Below are 15,394 nucleotides of genomic sequence, written 5' to 3'. Positions count from 1 at the left end.
ACCACCCGTTCACATCGGGAGGTACACTCCGGGCCGCGGCTGGAGAAGGAAGCCCTCCTCGACGAGGTCGTCCAGAATCTCCTCAACCCGCTCACGGCTCACGCGGTGTTTGACCGCTTTCACGATCTCTCGCTTGGGTACACCGTCTTCGTGGTTCTTCGCCAACTTCCGCACCACCTTCAGAACGTACTCGCGGGCCTCTCGCACTGACTTGGGTTTACCTGTCTCGATTACGTCTGCGTCCAGTACACCGTCCTCCTGCATTATCTCCTTCATGAATTCTTCTACTACCGACAGAGCTACGGACACGTCCTCCCGGTTGACCGTTTCGGAGAGTCGCATACGGGCGGAAGCTCGAGCCAGCCGCAGGACGGAGCCCATCTGGCGCCGTGTGACCGGCACGGTGCGCAGATCTCCGTCGTCGATCCGGTCAGCCGCTTCCTGTCGGGCGGACACGAACCAGTCTCGAAGTTCTTCCCGAGCGTCTTCGGAAATGGTAACGTCCGAAAACCCCTTCGTAGCGTACAGGACGTAGCGGCGTAGCAGCCCGTACTTACCCTCGATTTTATCGAACTCGCCGTCGAATGCTTCCATCATCCGTTCCGCGACCAGCTTATCCTGCTCCGGATCCGGCTCGTCTCGGGTAAATAGGATGACGTCGAACCTCGAGAGGAGGGCGGGATCCAGGTTGATTTCTTCGATGGGATGACCGCCTTGCCAGCGGCCCGCCTCGGGGTTAGCGGCCGCGAGGACCGCGCATCGAGCGTTCAACGTCGTCGTTATCCCGGCCTTCGCGACACTGATCTTACCCGACTCCATCGCCTCGAGGAGCGCGTTCAGATCGCCCCTAGACGCCTTATCCAACTCGTCAATGGCTATCACACCGCCATCCGCCATGACCACGGCGCCTGCTTCCAATGTCCATCCGTCCTCCGTACGCTCGGCGGCCGCGGTGAGTCCAGCTCCCGTCACGTGTTGGGCGCTCACGTACACGCCGCGGGGGGCGAGGTGCTCGATCACGTGCTGGAGAATCTGGGACTTCGCAGTCGCCGGATCACCTACGATAAGAACGTGAACACGTTCCCGAATCTGACCCTCCTCCACGCAAGAGAACAGCTGTAACGACACAGCCTTCTTGATCACCTCATGCCCGTGAATATGAGGGGCCACCGCCTCGACGAACTCATCTAACGGGTCGCCCTCGGCCAGTTCTTCGAACTGTTCGATCTCGTCCTGCGTGAACCGGAAATCCTCCTCGGGAAGCGGGCTGTCGGATCTCTCGACACCGTGGGCTTCGAGGACTATCTCCCCGGTATCACCCGGTCGTGGAGAACTCGACGGAAGCCGCACCCGAGGTACCGCCGTAACTCTTACCCGGTCACCGGGCCGAACCCGGTTGATATGATCGTATCGAAACTCCACCTCGACAGTCGCCGGTTGTTCACCACCTCTCATGTGCTCCGGAGCTTCTTGGAGCACTACGAGCTGATAATCGGTGTAGAAGAGCTCGTCGGGCTCGCACCGCATCCCGCAGTTAGGACACCTCACGTCGGGTCTGTACTCGCGCCTACGGACCTCGAACCGATTCCCACACCGCGGACACTCGGCTTCCACGCGAACTACCTCGGCCGCCACGTTATCAACGCGACGAACGATTCCCTCAACGGTGACGAGACGATCCTTGAACTCGACGCTCATATCCCGAGCGCGGAGACGGATCGGTGACCCACGGAACTCTACCCAGACACGATCCACGTCCGGCCGCTCTTTCTTGATTAGTTCCATGGCGACCCGCTGGACGACCCTCATTGCTTCGACAACGTCATCGGACACCGCGAACGCTATGTCCGGTTCGTCAAACTCCTCCAGATCCACGACGACGGTTCGCCACTTCGGGTAGTTAGTGATCACCCGGTCGATTGACCTCAGGAACGTTTTCGAGTTCCTGAGAGCCTCTTCGAACTCACGCTCCATCTCCACGGGATTCCCGCCCCCGTCACCACGGCACCGCCGGAACGGAGGTTATCCAACGGAAGACCCCCAGTACTCCGCTAGCCGTCAGTGCACAGCCTACCGACAAGTCGAAGGGCAGAGTCCGGACCTCTAAGAGAAGCCGGAGTGCTCCTATCATGCCCTCACGCAAGCCTGAGACCACCCACCACACACGGCTGAGGAGGTACCCTCCAATACTGAGCTTCGGCACGGAGCACAACAAAGTCAGGAGCGTCGGGACGTACCCCTTGATGGAAGCGATGAGCGTAAGTACAAGGGCCGCCAGCGCGAGTACCAGTGTTATGGGCCTCAGGGGCACTCTAACGAGGTATGATAGGAACGGGAACAGACGCAGCGCCTCCGACGTGAGGATCAAGCCCGCGATGAGCGCCGTCAGCGCTAGATCCAATGACTCGATCGGGTGCATCCGTAGTCACCCGCAGCGGAAAACGATAGCGGCGTAACCGACCACCTGAGAGTAATCCCCAGATACTTCTCCGCTAGTCGCGTACTTCAAAAGTTCTCCATCGGAAGCTCCCATGGCCTTAACAGCAACTATAGTCGCGGCGGTCGGCCCTACTCCGCACATGCTGACATTGTATCGCTCCACGATCTCAATCATACCGGCCTCGTCGAGGGCCGTGATCCGTTCGATAACTTTACGATCCTTTTTCTGGGCCTGATCGTGCGGCTCGTAGTGCGTGAAGTCGGTGCTCGCAATGACCACTGTGTTCCTGTCCAGCTCCTTCGCCACGTCCACGATCGCCTCACCCACTTCCCTCGCGGTCTGAAGGTCGTGCATTGCCATACAAACTGGAACGAACCGGAAACCCGCTCCGTATACGTACTGGAGGAACGGTAACTGTACTTCGATGGAGTGCTCGTTAGCGTGGGCTGTTAAGTCGTCGTCCATCACACCACACTCTCGTACCAGCGCAGTCGCGAACTCGGAGTCGATCTCTACCGATCCCAGCGGCGTGCGCCAAGCACCGTCCGTCATCGTGGCGACTGCGGACCCGAGCCCGGTATGATTCGGTCCCAGTATCACTACCGTCTCTGGAGTTCCTGACTCCGCCAGAACCTTGTACGTATGTGCGGCCACTGGTCCTGAGAACTGATAACCGGCGTGCGGCGCCACTACACCGGGCAGGGCGCAGGGACCGTCGTTAGCCTCGGGTAGATCACCTGGTCCTAGCTCGTGTCGGAAGCACCACTCGATCACCTTCCTCAACTCCTTCGAATCGGCGGGGTAGAACTGACCCGCGACGGCCGGAGATCGCTCCACGGCCCCAGATGACACGACGGCTCACCCGCGATACTTTCGTCCGTCCGGGTCGTAATAGCGCTCCAGGTAATAACCGAAGTGTCTACGTTCTACCAGAGATCTAACACCTTTTTCTCGGATTTCCCGTTCGAGTTCGGACGCACGTTCCTCGTCCAACTCACCACGCCTCACCAAGTACTGAAGTACCTCCAGCGCCTCCTCGTCGGTGTCACACCGGGCCAAATAATCCCTCACAGAAGGCTCGTAGCCGCGAAGGGGATCTTCCGACAAGAGCGGCCCCCGTGCGGGGTAGGGGAGATGGTCGATAATATCGGTCGCGGGTTACTCAGTGAAGAAGACAGGAGGGCACGTGAAGCCGCCGCGCGGTACCGGGAGTGGGCGGAGTCGTTGGACGAAGGGGAGCTGTTCCGATACGTGAGGGAACGGACGGGAGGGCTGGGCCACGGGAAAAAAGGGTTCGAGGTCGGGAAAATGGGACTCAAGGGGTACGTGATAGCGTGGCCCGAGCGGGCCAGAGGCATGGTACTTGAAATCGGCACGGGGATGGGCAGAACTACCTGGGCGCTGTTGAGATGGGGCGATCCGAAACTGGTCGTTTCGGTGGAGATAGACCCTCGAATGCTCGCGATTGCGTTATACAGGAACCCGGTCTCGGAGTTCTCAGAGGCGCTCAGGGACGACAGGGTCAAGATACTACTGGGCGACGCCGTGGAAGTCGTGCCAGAACTCCCGAAGGGTTTCGATCACGTGGTTCACGACGGGGGGCCTTGTCCCGGGCGCAACCCACGACTGTTTTCTCCCGAGTTCCTGAGAACTATGACCGAGAAGCTAAAGGACGATGGTACGGCATCGGTGTTCGCGGGTCGGGATCCGCGGTGGCAGGACAGGATATACCGGGCCCTCAGTCGGCTCTTTCTGGAGGTGAGAGCTGAATCTTTCCCGGACACCCCGACCGTGGTGTTCCGATGCAAGGGACGCCGCTAGTCGCCGGAATCCAGTCTTTCCCTGAGGAGTCGCATGGTGACCTCCGGATCAGCCTGTCCCCTAGTTTTGCGCATCACCTGCCCCATTAGGTAATGTATGGCCTCATCCTTACCAGACTTGTAATCCTCCACTGCCTGTGGGTTCTCCTCGATGACCTCCTCTACGACGCGCGCCAATCGATCCTCATCGCTAACTTTGAGCAGTCCGTTCTCCTCGATGATCTCGACGGGACTCTTATCCGAGTCGACAGCTTCCCACAGCGCGTTGAGAGCGTTCTGACGTGTGATCTTGTCCTCACGGACGAGCTCGAGCAGCTCGATGAACTCTTCCGGGGTTATCTTAGCTTCGCGGAAAGTCATCTCCTTCTTGTTGAGCACCTTCTTGATTTCTTTGCGCACCCATTGATCGATGAACTCGATTTCCCAGTCGTCCGGGGCTCTGTCCACAACTTCTTCGAAGAAATCGGCCCACTCGCGCTCCGTGACCAGGGCTTCGGCGGCCTCCAACGAGATACCGTATTCCTCCGCCATCCGCCTGGCACGATGGTGTGGCGGCTCCGGGGCTCGTGCGACGGCCTTCTTCCACATGTCTTCGGTGATCTCGAACACCGGTATGTCAGGATCCGGGATGTACCTGTAATCCTCCGCGGTCTCCTTGGAACGCATTGCGACCGTAGTACCTTGATCTTCGCGGAAGGCACGGGTCTCGCGGCGAACCTTGCGCCCGTGTTTCATCAAGTTAAGTTGTCGCTGAATCTCGAACTTGAGGGCCCGATATACTCCCTTGATCGAGTTGATGTTCTTGATCTCGACCCTGGTCCCGCCTTCAACCGAGACGTTAGCGTCCACGCGGACGCCACCATCACTCTTCACCTTACCAGAGTACCGGAGGACTTGCATGAGACGACGCAAGAAGTCTCTGGCGTCCTCCGGAGAACGCATATCCGGCTCGGTTACGATCTCGATGAGCGGGACACCGCTCCGGTTGTAATCGACACGCCCGGTGGAGGGTTCCCAGCGGCCCGGATCCTCCTCAACATGAATCTCGCGGATCCGAACGCCATCGAGTTCACCATCGACCGCGATGGGCACGCTGGTACGCTGGTACCCGGAGGGCAAGTCCGGGTAGTCGTAATGCTTCCGCTGGAAGTACAACTGACGATTCAGAACGGGCTCGCAATCCAACATATACGCAATTTCAAGGGCTATCAGGAAGGCTTCCTTGTTGGGTGGAAGTGGTTTCGCCCCCGGCACTCCAGTGCAGATGGGACATGTATTCTCGTTAGGTTCCGCGTCCTCGTAATCCGTGGAACAATCACAGAAGAGTTTAGTACGGGTATCGAGTTGTACGTGGACCTCAAATCCTATCTTCACGTCCACCACCTGGTGAACCCTGGGGGGTGACGGATCCGCCGTGCACTTATCGGTAGCGGATGGTTGACATCAAATCGAGCTCATGTGACAGCGTCCTGAGCAGTGCCGCTGTGACGAGCGTTTTCTCGGAGAGCCTCTTAGTTTCCGGCGAGTTAGGAACCGTGAAGCAGAACCTGCGATGGTGCGTGAGCGTCCCCGGTACCAACGGCATCTCACGTGGCGCCTTCACGTCCTTAGGCCACGGGATTCTGACCGTCACTGGGATGACGTCGTCCACATCCGTCGACGGTGATCCCACCAAGTACGAAGCGTAGGCCGCGTCCCTCTTCCTGTTCCGGAACTTGTGGTTGCTGATCAAATTGGCTTCGGAGATTGGCACCATCAAGGTCATCTCCCGTAGTTCTATATCGTCCTCGGTTAGCGGCTCTAGCTCAAGGGTGCCGAAGTACCACCGGTCATTTCGTCGAGTAAATTTTCCCCACCGTGGTTCATAAAAGCGCTCGAAGGCTTTCGGGAGGGTGTACACGCGGTACGGGCTACACGTCCCCATTCGCCCCCCCCCGCCACTAAAATTCCCCCGCAGGAATTACTGTTCCGGTGCCGGCGACCGGCGGTGGGCGTAGAAAGATTGTTGGTGTGGTCCTGGTAGTTAAGTAGAACTGAACTCTTTGCACGGTCACGTGAAGTAAACAGTGATTACTCAACCTACACTCATCCTACCCGGCATCGTAGTAGCGCGTACGGTGATTCGACGACACCCGTGCTCTCGGTTTCCTCGGATACCAGGATGTGCCTCAAGGACGAGTACAGGTTACCTCGAACCGATACAGGCGCGACTCTCCCTTCCTCGGTCTCCGCCCACAGCGCAGTCACCGAGAAGCGCCCGCTCACTTGACTAGCCGTGTGGGCACCGATAGTCCTGTACACGATGAGATCAGCCTCCTCCAACACCTCCTCCGTGGAGGCGTCGCCGTGGACGATCACGTTCGCAGGTGACGGCTCCGGGCGTCTAATTCCGAGCCCACTTCCAGTAGGCTCCACCTCCAACCGTTCGGCGGAGTACAAGTCGGTGTAGAAAGAGCGTAGGATCCCGTCGGAGATCAACTCAACACGCTTCGGAGTGCTGCCTTCATCGTCGAACGCGTAAGAGCCGGGCCTGCGATCGAGCGTCGGGTCGTTCACGACGCGCAGGCCCTCAGGTCCGACCTCACGACCGATATCCTCCAGATCGAACCCGCTGGTACCTTTCAGTACTTCGAGCCCGGAGAGAGCCGGTATCAGCACGTAAGTGAGGAGTTCCGAGAACGCCCGTGGGTGGAAGGCGACAGCGAGCTCGCCACAGCTTACCCGCCCCTTCGGGGTCTCAGAGGCCATTTCCGAGGCTTCCCGTGCAAGGAGTTCCGGGTCGATGTCCTGTGGACCGACGGAGGCATCCCAAGCAAACCCGGAGAATTCGCCGACGACGTCCAGACTCACGGTGACGGAAGACTCATCACGCTCGGCTTGATCCGAGGGAGTCCTGAGGATCACGCGACGGCGGACGCCGGTAACTGAGACTGAGGTGACGGTTACGTCGTCGGGTACCTCGCTCACAACGGCCTCGAGGAGATCCCACAACTCGTCCTCGTCAACGGCAGAAAGGTCGCACGAGCTTACATGCGCGGGATCGACGGAATCTGGGTACTCGACGGGTTCGGATGTTACAATCTCAGCCGATGTGAGTGCGCGCTCGATCGCCGTGTCTATTTCTCCGGGGTCAGCCACCGTCGCTACACCGAGCCCTTCGTCGGTCGATATGCGGACGGCAATCCTGCGGTCGGTGGATACACGTCCGCGGTCGCCTGTGTCGTGGGTACGTTCTACCTCAACCCGCTCGGTCTTCACATCGAGGAGGACCGCCCGCCCGGGCTCGAACCGTGACAACGGGTCGTCCAACGTAATCACCCCGATCTAAGGTGGAAAGGACCGTCCACGAGCGCGTGTGGTCCGCCGTCAGACACGGGTACCAACTGACCACCCTTGCCGCAGTACCCCGGATGGAGTCTGAGCTCATCAGAGAGTATCCGGACTCTCTTCATGAACTCCAAGGTCTCGCCAGTCAGGCCCACGTCGCGTACAGGGCGCGATGGCTCACCGTCTTCCACCACGTACCCGAGCTTGGCGGAGAACTGGAAGTTCCCGGTAGCTGTATCGGTCTGTCCCCCTCTCGATCCCAGGAGATAGACGGCGCCGTCACCAGCCTCTTCGAACAGTTCTTCCCGCGACGCGTCCCCGGGCTCGACGTACGTCACGCTCATTCGAACCTGCACGTGGTCACCGATCGACTCCAAACGACCGTTTCCGGTGACCTCGAGGTCGAGTTCCGCTGCCGAAGTCAGATCGGTGAGGTAGCCTCGCAGCACACCCTCCTCCACGAGGACGGTCCGTCTGGGCTCGACTCCCTCGTCGTCGAACGGATAAGAACCGAACGCACCGCGCTCGGTGGGGTCGTCTACTACGGTCACGATCTCGGAGGCGACTCGCTCTCCGACCCGATCCTGAAGCACCGATTCTCCGCGCGCGACGAGGTCACCTTCGACGGCGTGTCCGAAAGCCTCGTGGACTATCACGCCGAAGAGTTCGGGGTCCGTGATCACCGACTCCGCACGCTCCGGACCGGGCTCCGCCTCCAACAAATCTTCGAACCTCCGGACCGCTTCGTCTCTGACCTCCTCCGCCCGCTCCAAGAACAGCTCTATACTGGCGCAATTAGCCCCGTCCCGCTCCGTATACTCTTCCCTACCTGCGGTCCCCTTACCGCTGACTTTAACCCAGAAGTTCACGCGGTCGAGTCGGGCCTCGCACTCGGACCCCCAAGTGGATGTGATCGTGTACCGGACGGAGCCGGCGGAGCACGTGATCTCGCAATCGTACGGCACCTCACGTGATAACTCCACCGATAGTTCGGCGGCCTCGTCGAGGGAGTCGAGCGGAGAGAGCTTTCCTTCCCACCGGTACGATCCCTCGGCAGCCGGAACGTCCTCAGGGATCCTCACGGAACCTTCGCCGGTGGACCGTAAAGCTCGCTCGATGAGATGTCGCTCGGGATCGGGACCGGAGGCGACTCCCCACGATCCTCCCTTGAGAACACGGACGGCGTAGGTGCGGACGCGGTCGGAATCGGCCTTCCTGAGTTCTCCGTTGGAAGCCTCGATCTCGACGAGTTCTCCCTCGAGGGCGTAAACGACACAGGCATCGGAAACCTCCTCGGCATGTCTCAGGAGGACGTCCGAATCCAACGGGTGGGTTCCCCCATGAGCCGCTACGTGGAGATTGTGCGTGGTATCCTGGCGTATCAGTTCGGGCGTGAGGCTGCGGACGCGATGCTCGACGGCGAGGTGAAGGTGAGGGTGCGCCGAGGTCGCCCGCGCGAGGTGTTCGTCGACGGGAAAAGGTTGTGCACCGTAAGGGCCTCGGACGGTCTGGTCTCGCTGGCCCCGGAGGGAGCAAGGCGCCTACACTCCGCCACGGAACCGCCGGAGCACCGTGTGGTCTGTGCGGACGAGTGGGTCGAGGCCGTGAGGAGGGGTCGCGACCTCTTCTGCGAGTACGCCCTCCGGGGCTGGGAGGAACTTCGACCGGGGGATGAGTGCCTCGTGGTTTCGGAGGACGACGAGCTGCTGGCGGTGGGCAAGATGAGGCTCTCGGGGTGGGAGGTCGAGTACTTCGAACACGGGGTCGCGGTCCGTGTGCGTCGAGGCCTCTAGTTAACCATTTTATCACCGGATCCGACCGGGTAGTGAGGGGGATTGTAATTGTTCCCAGGCGGCAAGATCGACCCAAGAAAGCTACAGAGACTCATGCGTGAGATGGGCATGGAGCAAGAACCTGTCAGCGGCGTGGAGCGGGTGGAGATCCACCTAAAGGACAGTTCGAAGCTCGTCTTCGAGAAGCCACAGGTCATACGGATGAAGATCATGGATCAGGAATTTTACCAAGTGGCTGGGAAGGCGAAGCGGGAGAAGCCGGAGAAAGAGCCGTTCACAGACGAGGACGTGAAGTTAGTCGCGGAACAAGCCGGGGTCTCCGAGGAAGAAGCGAGGAAGGCGCTCGAAGAGACCGGTGGAGACCTCGCGGAGGCGATCATGCGGTTGCAGGGTGAGTGAACGACCGAAGCCCCTTTTAACACCGGTAACGGCCGACCGATGGGGGTAGTCTCGGTGGCCGAGGAGAAGGTCACCGTGAGCGTGATCAAGGCGGACGTGGGAGGTTTCCCGGGCCACTCGGAGGTACATCCGGATCTACTGGAGGCCTGTGAGGGAGTCCTCGAAGACGCTGTGGACGAGGTGATCATCGACTACTACGTGACTCGGTGTGGCGACGACATCGATCTCATCATGACACACGCGCGCGGTGAAGACGACGAGAAGGTGCACGAGCTCGCGTGGAACGCGTTCCAAGAGGCCACGAAGGTCGCGGAGGACCTGAAGTTGTACGGCGCCGGTCAGGACCTACTGTCCGACGCGTTCAGCGGCAACGTGCGTGGGCTCGGTCCGGGCGCGGCGGAGATGGAGCTGGTGGAGCGTCCGAGCGAGCCGATCATCGTGTTCTGTTGCGACAAGACAGAGCCGAGCGCGTTCAACCTACCCCTGTTCCGGATCTTCGCGGACCCGAACAACACGGCCGGTCTGGTACTGGATCCGAGCATGCACAACGGGTTCGAGTTCGAGGTTCACGACGTTATTGACCAGAAGAAGGTTGTCCTGAAGTGTCCCGAGGAAATGTACGATCTACTCGCCCTGATCGGTCAAACCCAGCGCTACGCGATCAAGCGCGTGTACAAGAAGGGGGATGAGGACGAGGCCGAACGCATCGCGGCCGTGACGAGCACGGAGAGGTTGAACCTGATCGCCGGCGAGTACGTTGGTAAGGACGACCCGGTCGCCATCGTGAGGTGCCAGAGCGGGTTCCCGGCCGTCGGTGAGGTGCTCGAACCGTTCACGTTCCCGCACCTCGTAGCCGGATGGATGAGGGGTAGCCACAACGGTCCGCTGATGCCCGTGTCGGAGGAGGAGGCGCACCCGACGAGGTTCGACGGTCCACCTAGGATCATAGCGCTCGGGTTCCAGCTGAGGAACGGAGAGCTGGTCGGCCCGCAGGACCTATTCGCGGACCCGGCGTTCGACCGGGCGAGGGAGATCGCGAACGAGGTGGCGGACTACATCCGGAGACACGGACCGTTCCAGCCTCACCTACTGTCTGAGGAGGAACTGGAGTACACGACGCTACCGGACGTACTGAAGAAGCTCGAGGACAGGTTCGAGGACCTAGAGGAGTGAGACCAGGAAGGCCAGCAACCCCAACAGCATCCCAACCTTGACCACCCGCTGCGCCTTACCCGCGTCCCAGTTCCCTACGACCGCGAGGACCGAGGCCAGAAGTATGACCCAGGCGGCGGGTAGGGCCAGGACCAGATACGGCCACCCGACGACACCGTCCAAGTATGGTAGCGGCGTGAGGACGGCCAGCGCGGTCGCGAACACCGTCGCCACTCGGAGAGCGATCCTCTCGCCGCACGCGATCGGGAGCGTCTTGAGACCGAGCGCCGCGTCCCCCTCGACGTCTTCCAGGTCCTTGAGGACCTCACGTACCAAGTTCGCCAGAAAAGCTAGCAGGAAGAGCCATACTGCGGGCGTCGGCCGCTGACCTACCGCAGCTCCGAACAGGAAGCAAGAACCCACCAAGTAGGAGACCACGACGTTCCCGATGAGGGGTGTACCCTTCAGGCGCCATGAGTATAGGTAGAGTAAGGTAGAGTTCAGGACGGCGATCGTGAGACACATCCGGTTGATCACAGTGGCCATTCCAATTCCGGCGGTAAAGCATCCGAGGGCGAACATCTGAGCCGACCGCGGTGACACCCGACCGCTCGGGATCGGTCTCTCCGGTCTGTTCACGGCGTCGATGTCGGCGTCGAAGTAGTCGTTAATGGCGTTCCCCCCCGCACATACGACCGCGGCGACTACCGGCGCGAGGGTCGCCCCGACGTCGAGCTTGGCTCCCGCGATCAGCTCCCCTACGACCACTCCCAAGGCGGCCATCGTGCAGTTGACCGGTCGGGCAAGCTCGAAGTAAGCCCGCACGTTCTCACCCCTACCACCACAGCGACTACCTTAAGGTCGATCCGCCCGACGGCTCCGACACTGTCGGAGTCATGGGACGGACCAACGGCGAGGTTCACCGTGAAGGATGACGAGTGTGGGCCGTCTGGAGCCGAGGAGAGGGCGATGAAGACGCCTCGATTGGCCGACTCAGGTCACGAAGTGTAGTTTAGCATCGCAGTGCTTGCAGTGGAAGTCGTCGGTGAAGTGCGTCTTCACGACCGAGAACCCACGGCGTACTACGACCGGTTCCTTACACTCCGGGCAGTACGTGTTCTCGTACTTGTGGCCCGGAACGTTACCCGCGTACACGTAGTAGAGGCCTTCTTCGTAGCCTATCTCGACGAATTTCTCGACGGTCTCGACGGGTGTCGGTGGTATGTCGATCATCCTGTAGTCCGGGTGGAACCTGCTCACGTGCCACGGGGTATCGGGACCCAATTCCTTCCGTATCCATCGCGCGATCTCTCGTGCTTCCTCCTCCGAGTCGTTATATCCTGGGATAACCAAGGTAGTCAGCTCGACGTGTACGTCCATACCTTTCCAGATCTTGCATGTCCGAAGGACAGGCTTCAGACAAGCTTTCGCAACGTCGCGGTAGAAGTCCTCTGTGAACGCCTTAAGGTCGACGTTAGCCGCATCAAGGACCTCACCGAGTATCCTCGCAGTCCGTTTTGTCGCGAACCCGTTGGTCACGTAGACACACCCGAGTCCCTCCTCACGGCAGACTTCGAAGGTCTCGAGCGTGTACTCCAGACCGATGATCGGTTCGTTGTAAGTGAACGCTACGCTCTCGCACCCGGTACGCTTCGCGGCCTCGACGATCCGCTTCGGAGGCCACTCTTCCAGCGGAACTTCCTCCGGCCCCGCTTGACTGATCTGCCAGTTTTGACAGTGTCTGCACCGGAAGTTACACCCGACGGTACCCAGTGAGAACACCTCCGTACCCGGCTTGTAATGGAACAAAGGCTTCTTCTCGATGGGGTCCGGAACCGCCGTACTGACCTTCCCGTGGATCAGTAAGACGAGCTCACCGTCCCGGTTCTCTCGGACTCGACAAAACCCCCGCTCCCCGTCGGAAATCACGCACTTCCGTGGGCATACCAGACATCGTACCTTCCCGTCCACCTCATCCCAGGTTCTCCCTCTCCACTCGCGGAGAGCGTCATCATGCATGGTGCGACTCCCCATGGCTCCGTGGACCCTACGCCCTCCTCTCCGTAAGGTACTGACAACCCCGCGAGTTAGCACTAATCCCACGGTGCAACCCACTCGGAGTACGCGATTTCGGATCCATCGGAGTACCGGAGCCGTCTTTAAGTGCCCGGGTGCGCCGAGAGTACCCATCCTTTATACTAGTAAACACGCCACAAACGCCGCGTACGCCCCGAGCAACGCTAGTGCCTCCACGCTGCGAAGCTTCCCGTCCGCCGTGATCAGGTACAAGAACACCACGCAGCCGACCAGTGCCAGCGCCGTCGGCCCCAACTCCCCGTGGACTGAGATCTGGGGCACGAGCGACAGTGGAACCCCTAAGCAGACGAGGAGGTCGAACGTGTTGCTTCCGACGGCGTTCGAGACAGCTAAGCTCCCGAAACCACGACGGGCCGCGTGCACAGAGGCCAAGGTGTCGGGTACCGACGTACCCGCGGCGTTTAAGAGCAGACTCACCTTCGACTCTGACAGACTGAACCCCCAGCAGAAATCGACAGTCGCCCGAACCATCAGGTCGGAGAGTACAGCGATTCCGACCACTGCCACCGATATCCGGACGACGAGGTTCCGCAGCTGGATTTCATCGGTACCACCTTCGGCCTCGAGGGTGTTCCCGTCTGTCCGTTTCATCAGAAGGACGTAGAGTCCGTACAGTATCACCCATGCGAGTGCCTCGACGCGGAGGATCACCCGATCCCAGAGACAGACGAGCACGGCCACGAGCGCGAGGAGGTAGAAGAGAACGTCTCGAAGGTACACGGCACGCTCGAGAGTCAGACCACCAGCGGCGAGCGCCGCGAGCCCGGGTATGACGGTGATGTTGTACACGGCCGATCCCAGGACGGTACCCACACCCACGTTCGGGTGTTCGAGCATGATCGAGCTCAACGAGGAGCCGAACTCGGGTGCGCTGGTCCCGATCGCCGCGAGGGTGGCCCCGGCGACCGACTCCGAGAGACCGTATTTCCGGGCGACGGCCACCGTGGCGTCCACTAGCAGCTCCGAAAGGAAGTGGAACCCGATGAAACACCCAACCATGACCACCAATGCTAACCAGGGATCCATCCGACCGTTCCCCCGGACCGAGGACGCGATGACCGAACACCGTTTAAAGCCGTTTACAGCGGCTTGAGAACACGGCCGGTCAGGATCGGGCGGCCTCCCCCCGCCGCCCCCGATGATCCGGCCCGTCGGTAGCCCGGTCACATTGGTCGAGGCCGTCCCTGACGGCCCGTTCCGGGCAGGATGAGGGGGCGAGCAAGCCGCCGGGCACACCCGGAAAGGACCAACGGCGAGCGTCCCGACTCCTCACCTGGGGGAAGGTGACCCATCACCATCCACCCTCGCACCCGAGGTCGTACACCATCCAGTCGGGTCGGTGAGGACGGCGTCTCAGAGTGCGTTCGACCACCGGGCGCGTCCAGGCCGGTGACGAGCATCGCCCGACGGGGAACGCCCGCTGACGATTGCGACGGAGTTCGGGACCGACCGGCGGAGACCACCGTGCCAGTTCAAAAAGTGTGAGGAAACGGCTGGAGTTACCGAAGCCGGGGGTAAATCGCATGGCGCTCGAGAGGATCGCCGAGTCCGAGTTAGAAGGTATAAAGGTAGTAATTTTAAGGGGAGATATAACAGAACTTAACGCCGACGCTATCGTCAACCCCGCTAACAGCCGCGGCGTTATGGGAGGTGGCGTGGCGGCCGCCATCAAGGCGAAAGGTGGGGAGGAGATCGAGCGGGAGGCGATGGAGAAAGCACCAATTCCGGTCGGAGAAGCTGTCGAGACCACGGCGGGTGATCTCGACGCCGATTACGTGATACACTCGCCCACGATGGAACGACCGGCCCAGAGGATTGGTGTCGAGAACGTGCGCAAGGCCACGGAGGCCGCGCTTCGGAAGGCCGAAGAACTCGGCGTCGAGTCGGTCGCGTTCCCGGGGATGGGCACGGGAGTGGGTGGTGTACCGTACGAGGACGCCGCAGAGACAATGGTAGAGGTCATCGAGAGGCTGGCACCCAACTTGGATAGAGTGAAGACGGTGTACTTGGTAGGGTACGAAGAGGAGTTGGCGGAGGCGTTCCGAAGAGCGTTGGAACGAAAGGTCGGGTAACCAAGCTTGCTCCACGGTCCCGCCTGTCACGACCCATCGAGTCGACTTGTTCCGTTTCCATCGCTAACTCCGGACGCTTGCATCACTGTTATCGGACGGTCGTGCATGAACGACGCATTAACGATACGACATCGATAATACTGCATCCGGACGGATAGCACGGGACACTCCTACCGAACGGCAAATCGAATAGCATTGTCGTCGCGGCGGGCTCCCGGCTCATCTGATGAGAACTAGTCAGAGTACTGGCTTTCCACCGGGCAAATTAACTCTGTGAAAGTGCCGTATACTCTC

Annotated in this window: 16 protein-coding genes; 5 read left to right on the top strand and 11 right to left on the bottom strand. The window is 60.4% G+C overall.

Annotation, left to right across the window (positions count from 1 at the left end; genetic code table 11):
• Positions 1–9: 9 nt before the first annotated feature.
• Genes BW919_RS05785 through BW919_RS05770 form a run of 4 tightly spaced genes read right to left on the bottom strand, consistent with a single transcriptional unit; the run spans position 10 to position 3,547 of the window.
• The gene (locus BW919_RS05785) at positions 10–1,974 is read right to left on the bottom strand and encodes a minichromosome maintenance protein MCM (protein ID WP_232452964.1); all 1,965 of its coding nucleotides are present in this window, start codon (positions 1,972–1,974) and stop codon (positions 10–12) included.
• 22 nt (positions 1,975–1,996) lie between these two features.
• The gene (locus tag BW919_RS05780) at positions 1,997–2,419 is read right to left on the bottom strand and encodes a hypothetical protein (protein ID WP_088336081.1); all 423 of its coding nucleotides are present in this window, start codon (positions 2,417–2,419) and stop codon (positions 1,997–1,999) included.
• 6 nt (positions 2,420–2,425) lie between these two features.
• Positions 2,426–3,277, bottom strand: a complete 852-nt coding sequence (gene amrB / locus BW919_RS05775; protein ID WP_088336513.1) for an AmmeMemoRadiSam system protein B — start codon at positions 3,275–3,277, stop codon at positions 2,426–2,428.
• Between the two features lie 21 nt (positions 3,278–3,298).
• Positions 3,299–3,547 (bottom strand): DUF2095 family protein, encoded by a 249-nt coding sequence (locus BW919_RS05770; RefSeq protein ID WP_157666101.1) that lies wholly within the window; start codon positions 3,545–3,547, stop codon positions 3,299–3,301.
• Between the two features lie 27 nt (positions 3,548–3,574).
• Between BW919_RS05770 and BW919_RS05765 the strand changes: the two genes are divergently transcribed.
• Complete coding sequence (locus tag BW919_RS05765) at positions 3,575–4,261, top strand: spermidine synthase (protein ID WP_088336079.1); 687 nt, start codon at positions 3,575–3,577, stop codon at positions 4,259–4,261.
• On the opposite strand, the gene gatB is transcribed toward BW919_RS05765, so the two are convergent.
• The 4 genes from gatB to BW919_RS05745 form a co-directional block, all read right to left on the bottom strand.
• Positions 4,258–5,643, bottom strand: coding sequence for an Asp-tRNA(Asn)/Glu-tRNA(Gln) amidotransferase subunit GatB (gatB, locus tag BW919_RS05760; protein ID WP_198324582.1), 1,386 nt, complete (start codon positions 5,641–5,643; stop codon positions 4,258–4,260). The two genes, BW919_RS05765 and gatB, sit on opposite strands and share 4 nt — an antisense overlap.
• Before the next feature lie 37 nt (positions 5,644–5,680).
• A complete protein-coding gene (locus BW919_RS05755) occupies positions 5,681–6,184 on the bottom strand; it encodes a hypothetical protein (RefSeq protein WP_088336078.1) in 504 nt (167 codons plus the stop codon).
• A gap of 161 nt (positions 6,185–6,345) precedes the next feature.
• On the bottom strand, positions 6,346–7,569 hold the full coding sequence (locus BW919_RS05750) for a TldD/PmbA family protein (protein ID WP_157666100.1): 1,224 nt from the start codon (positions 7,567–7,569) through the stop codon (positions 6,346–6,348).
• A 5-nt stretch (positions 7,570–7,574) separates the two neighbouring features.
• Entirely contained in the window at positions 7,575–8,912 is a 1,338-nt protein-coding gene (locus BW919_RS05745) for a TldD/PmbA family protein (protein WP_157666099.1), read from the bottom strand.
• 15 nt (positions 8,913–8,927) lie between these two features.
• Between BW919_RS05745 and BW919_RS05740 the strand changes: the two genes are divergently transcribed.
• Genes BW919_RS05740 through fbp form a run of 3 tightly spaced genes read left to right on the top strand, consistent with a single transcriptional unit; the run spans position 8,928 to position 10,952 of the window.
• Entirely contained in the window at positions 8,928–9,380 is a 453-nt protein-coding gene (locus BW919_RS05740; RefSeq protein ID WP_198324581.1) for a PUA domain-containing protein, read from the top strand.
• A 48-nt stretch (positions 9,381–9,428) separates the two neighbouring features.
• Positions 9,429–9,779: a nascent polypeptide-associated complex protein gene (locus BW919_RS05735; RefSeq protein ID WP_088336074.1), complete on the top strand. Its 351-nt coding sequence runs from the start codon at positions 9,429–9,431 to the stop codon at positions 9,777–9,779.
• A gap of 39 nt (positions 9,780–9,818) precedes the next feature.
• Positions 9,819–10,952, top strand: coding sequence for a fructose-1,6-bisphosphate aldolase/phosphatase (gene fbp, locus BW919_RS05730; RefSeq protein WP_198324580.1), 1,134 nt, complete (start codon positions 9,819–9,821; stop codon positions 10,950–10,952).
• Here the strand turns inward: fbp and BW919_RS05725 are convergent.
• From BW919_RS05725 to BW919_RS05715, 3 genes are all read right to left on the bottom strand, one after another.
• Positions 10,941–11,756, bottom strand: a complete 816-nt coding sequence (locus BW919_RS05725; RefSeq protein WP_088336072.1) for a geranylgeranylglycerol-phosphate geranylgeranyltransferase — start codon at positions 11,754–11,756, stop codon at positions 10,941–10,943. The two genes, fbp and BW919_RS05725, sit on opposite strands and share 12 nt — an antisense overlap.
• A gap of 168 nt (positions 11,757–11,924) precedes the next feature.
• Positions 11,925–12,950: an AmmeMemoRadiSam system radical SAM enzyme gene (gene amrS / locus BW919_RS05720; protein ID WP_232452863.1), complete on the bottom strand. Its 1,026-nt coding sequence runs from the start codon at positions 12,948–12,950 to the stop codon at positions 11,925–11,927.
• Between the two features lie 174 nt (positions 12,951–13,124).
• Complete coding sequence (locus BW919_RS05715) at positions 13,125–14,054, bottom strand: calcium/sodium antiporter (protein ID WP_088336070.1); 930 nt, start codon at positions 14,052–14,054, stop codon at positions 13,125–13,127.
• Positions 14,055–14,551: 497 nt separating this feature from the next.
• Here BW919_RS05715 and BW919_RS05710 point away from each other — a divergent pair, with 497 nt between their 5' ends.
• Positions 14,552–15,100, top strand: a complete 549-nt coding sequence (locus BW919_RS05710; RefSeq protein WP_088336069.1) for a macro domain-containing protein — start codon at positions 14,552–14,554, stop codon at positions 15,098–15,100.
• The last annotated feature ends 294 nt before the right edge of the window (positions 15,101–15,394 follow it).

The organism is Methanopyrus sp. KOL6 (assembly GCF_002201915.1).
GTDB lineage: Archaea > JAADCQ01 > Methanopyri > Methanopyrales > Methanopyraceae > Methanopyrus.
The sequence above is the reverse complement of the archived record's forward strand: the minus strand, read 5'-3'. Positions and strand labels throughout refer to the sequence as shown.

Excerpts from the sequence above, each read along its gene's own strand:
- BW919_RS05780 (WP_088336081.1), bottom strand. The coding sequence starts at position 2,419 with ATGCACCCGATCGAGTCATTGGATCTAGCGCTGACGGCGCTCATCGCG.
- amrS (WP_232452863.1), bottom strand. The coding sequence starts at position 12,950 with ATGCATGATGACGCTCTCCGCGAGTGGAGAGGGAGAACCTGGGATGAG.
- BW919_RS05785 (WP_232452964.1), bottom strand. The coding sequence starts at position 1,974 with ATGGAGCGTGAGTTCGAAGAGGCTCTCAGGAACTCGAAAACGTTCCTG.
- BW919_RS05740 (WP_198324581.1), top strand. The coding sequence starts at position 8,928 with ATGAGCCGCTACGTGGAGATTGTGCGTGGTATCCTGGCGTATCAGTTC.
- BW919_RS05710 (WP_088336069.1), top strand. The coding sequence starts at position 14,552 with ATGGCGCTCGAGAGGATCGCCGAGTCCGAGTTAGAAGGTATAAAGGTA.
- BW919_RS05755 (WP_088336078.1), bottom strand. The coding sequence starts at position 6,184 with ATGGGGACGTGTAGCCCGTACCGCGTGTACACCCTCCCGAAAGCCTTC.
- BW919_RS05715 (WP_088336070.1), bottom strand. The coding sequence starts at position 14,054 with ATGGATCCCTGGTTAGCATTGGTGGTCATGGTTGGGTGTTTCATCGGG.
- fbp (WP_198324580.1), top strand. The coding sequence starts at position 9,819 with ATGGGGGTAGTCTCGGTGGCCGAGGAGAAGGTCACCGTGAGCGTGATC.
- BW919_RS05765 (WP_088336079.1), top strand. The coding sequence starts at position 3,575 with ATGGTCGATAATATCGGTCGCGGGTTACTCAGTGAAGAAGACAGGAGG.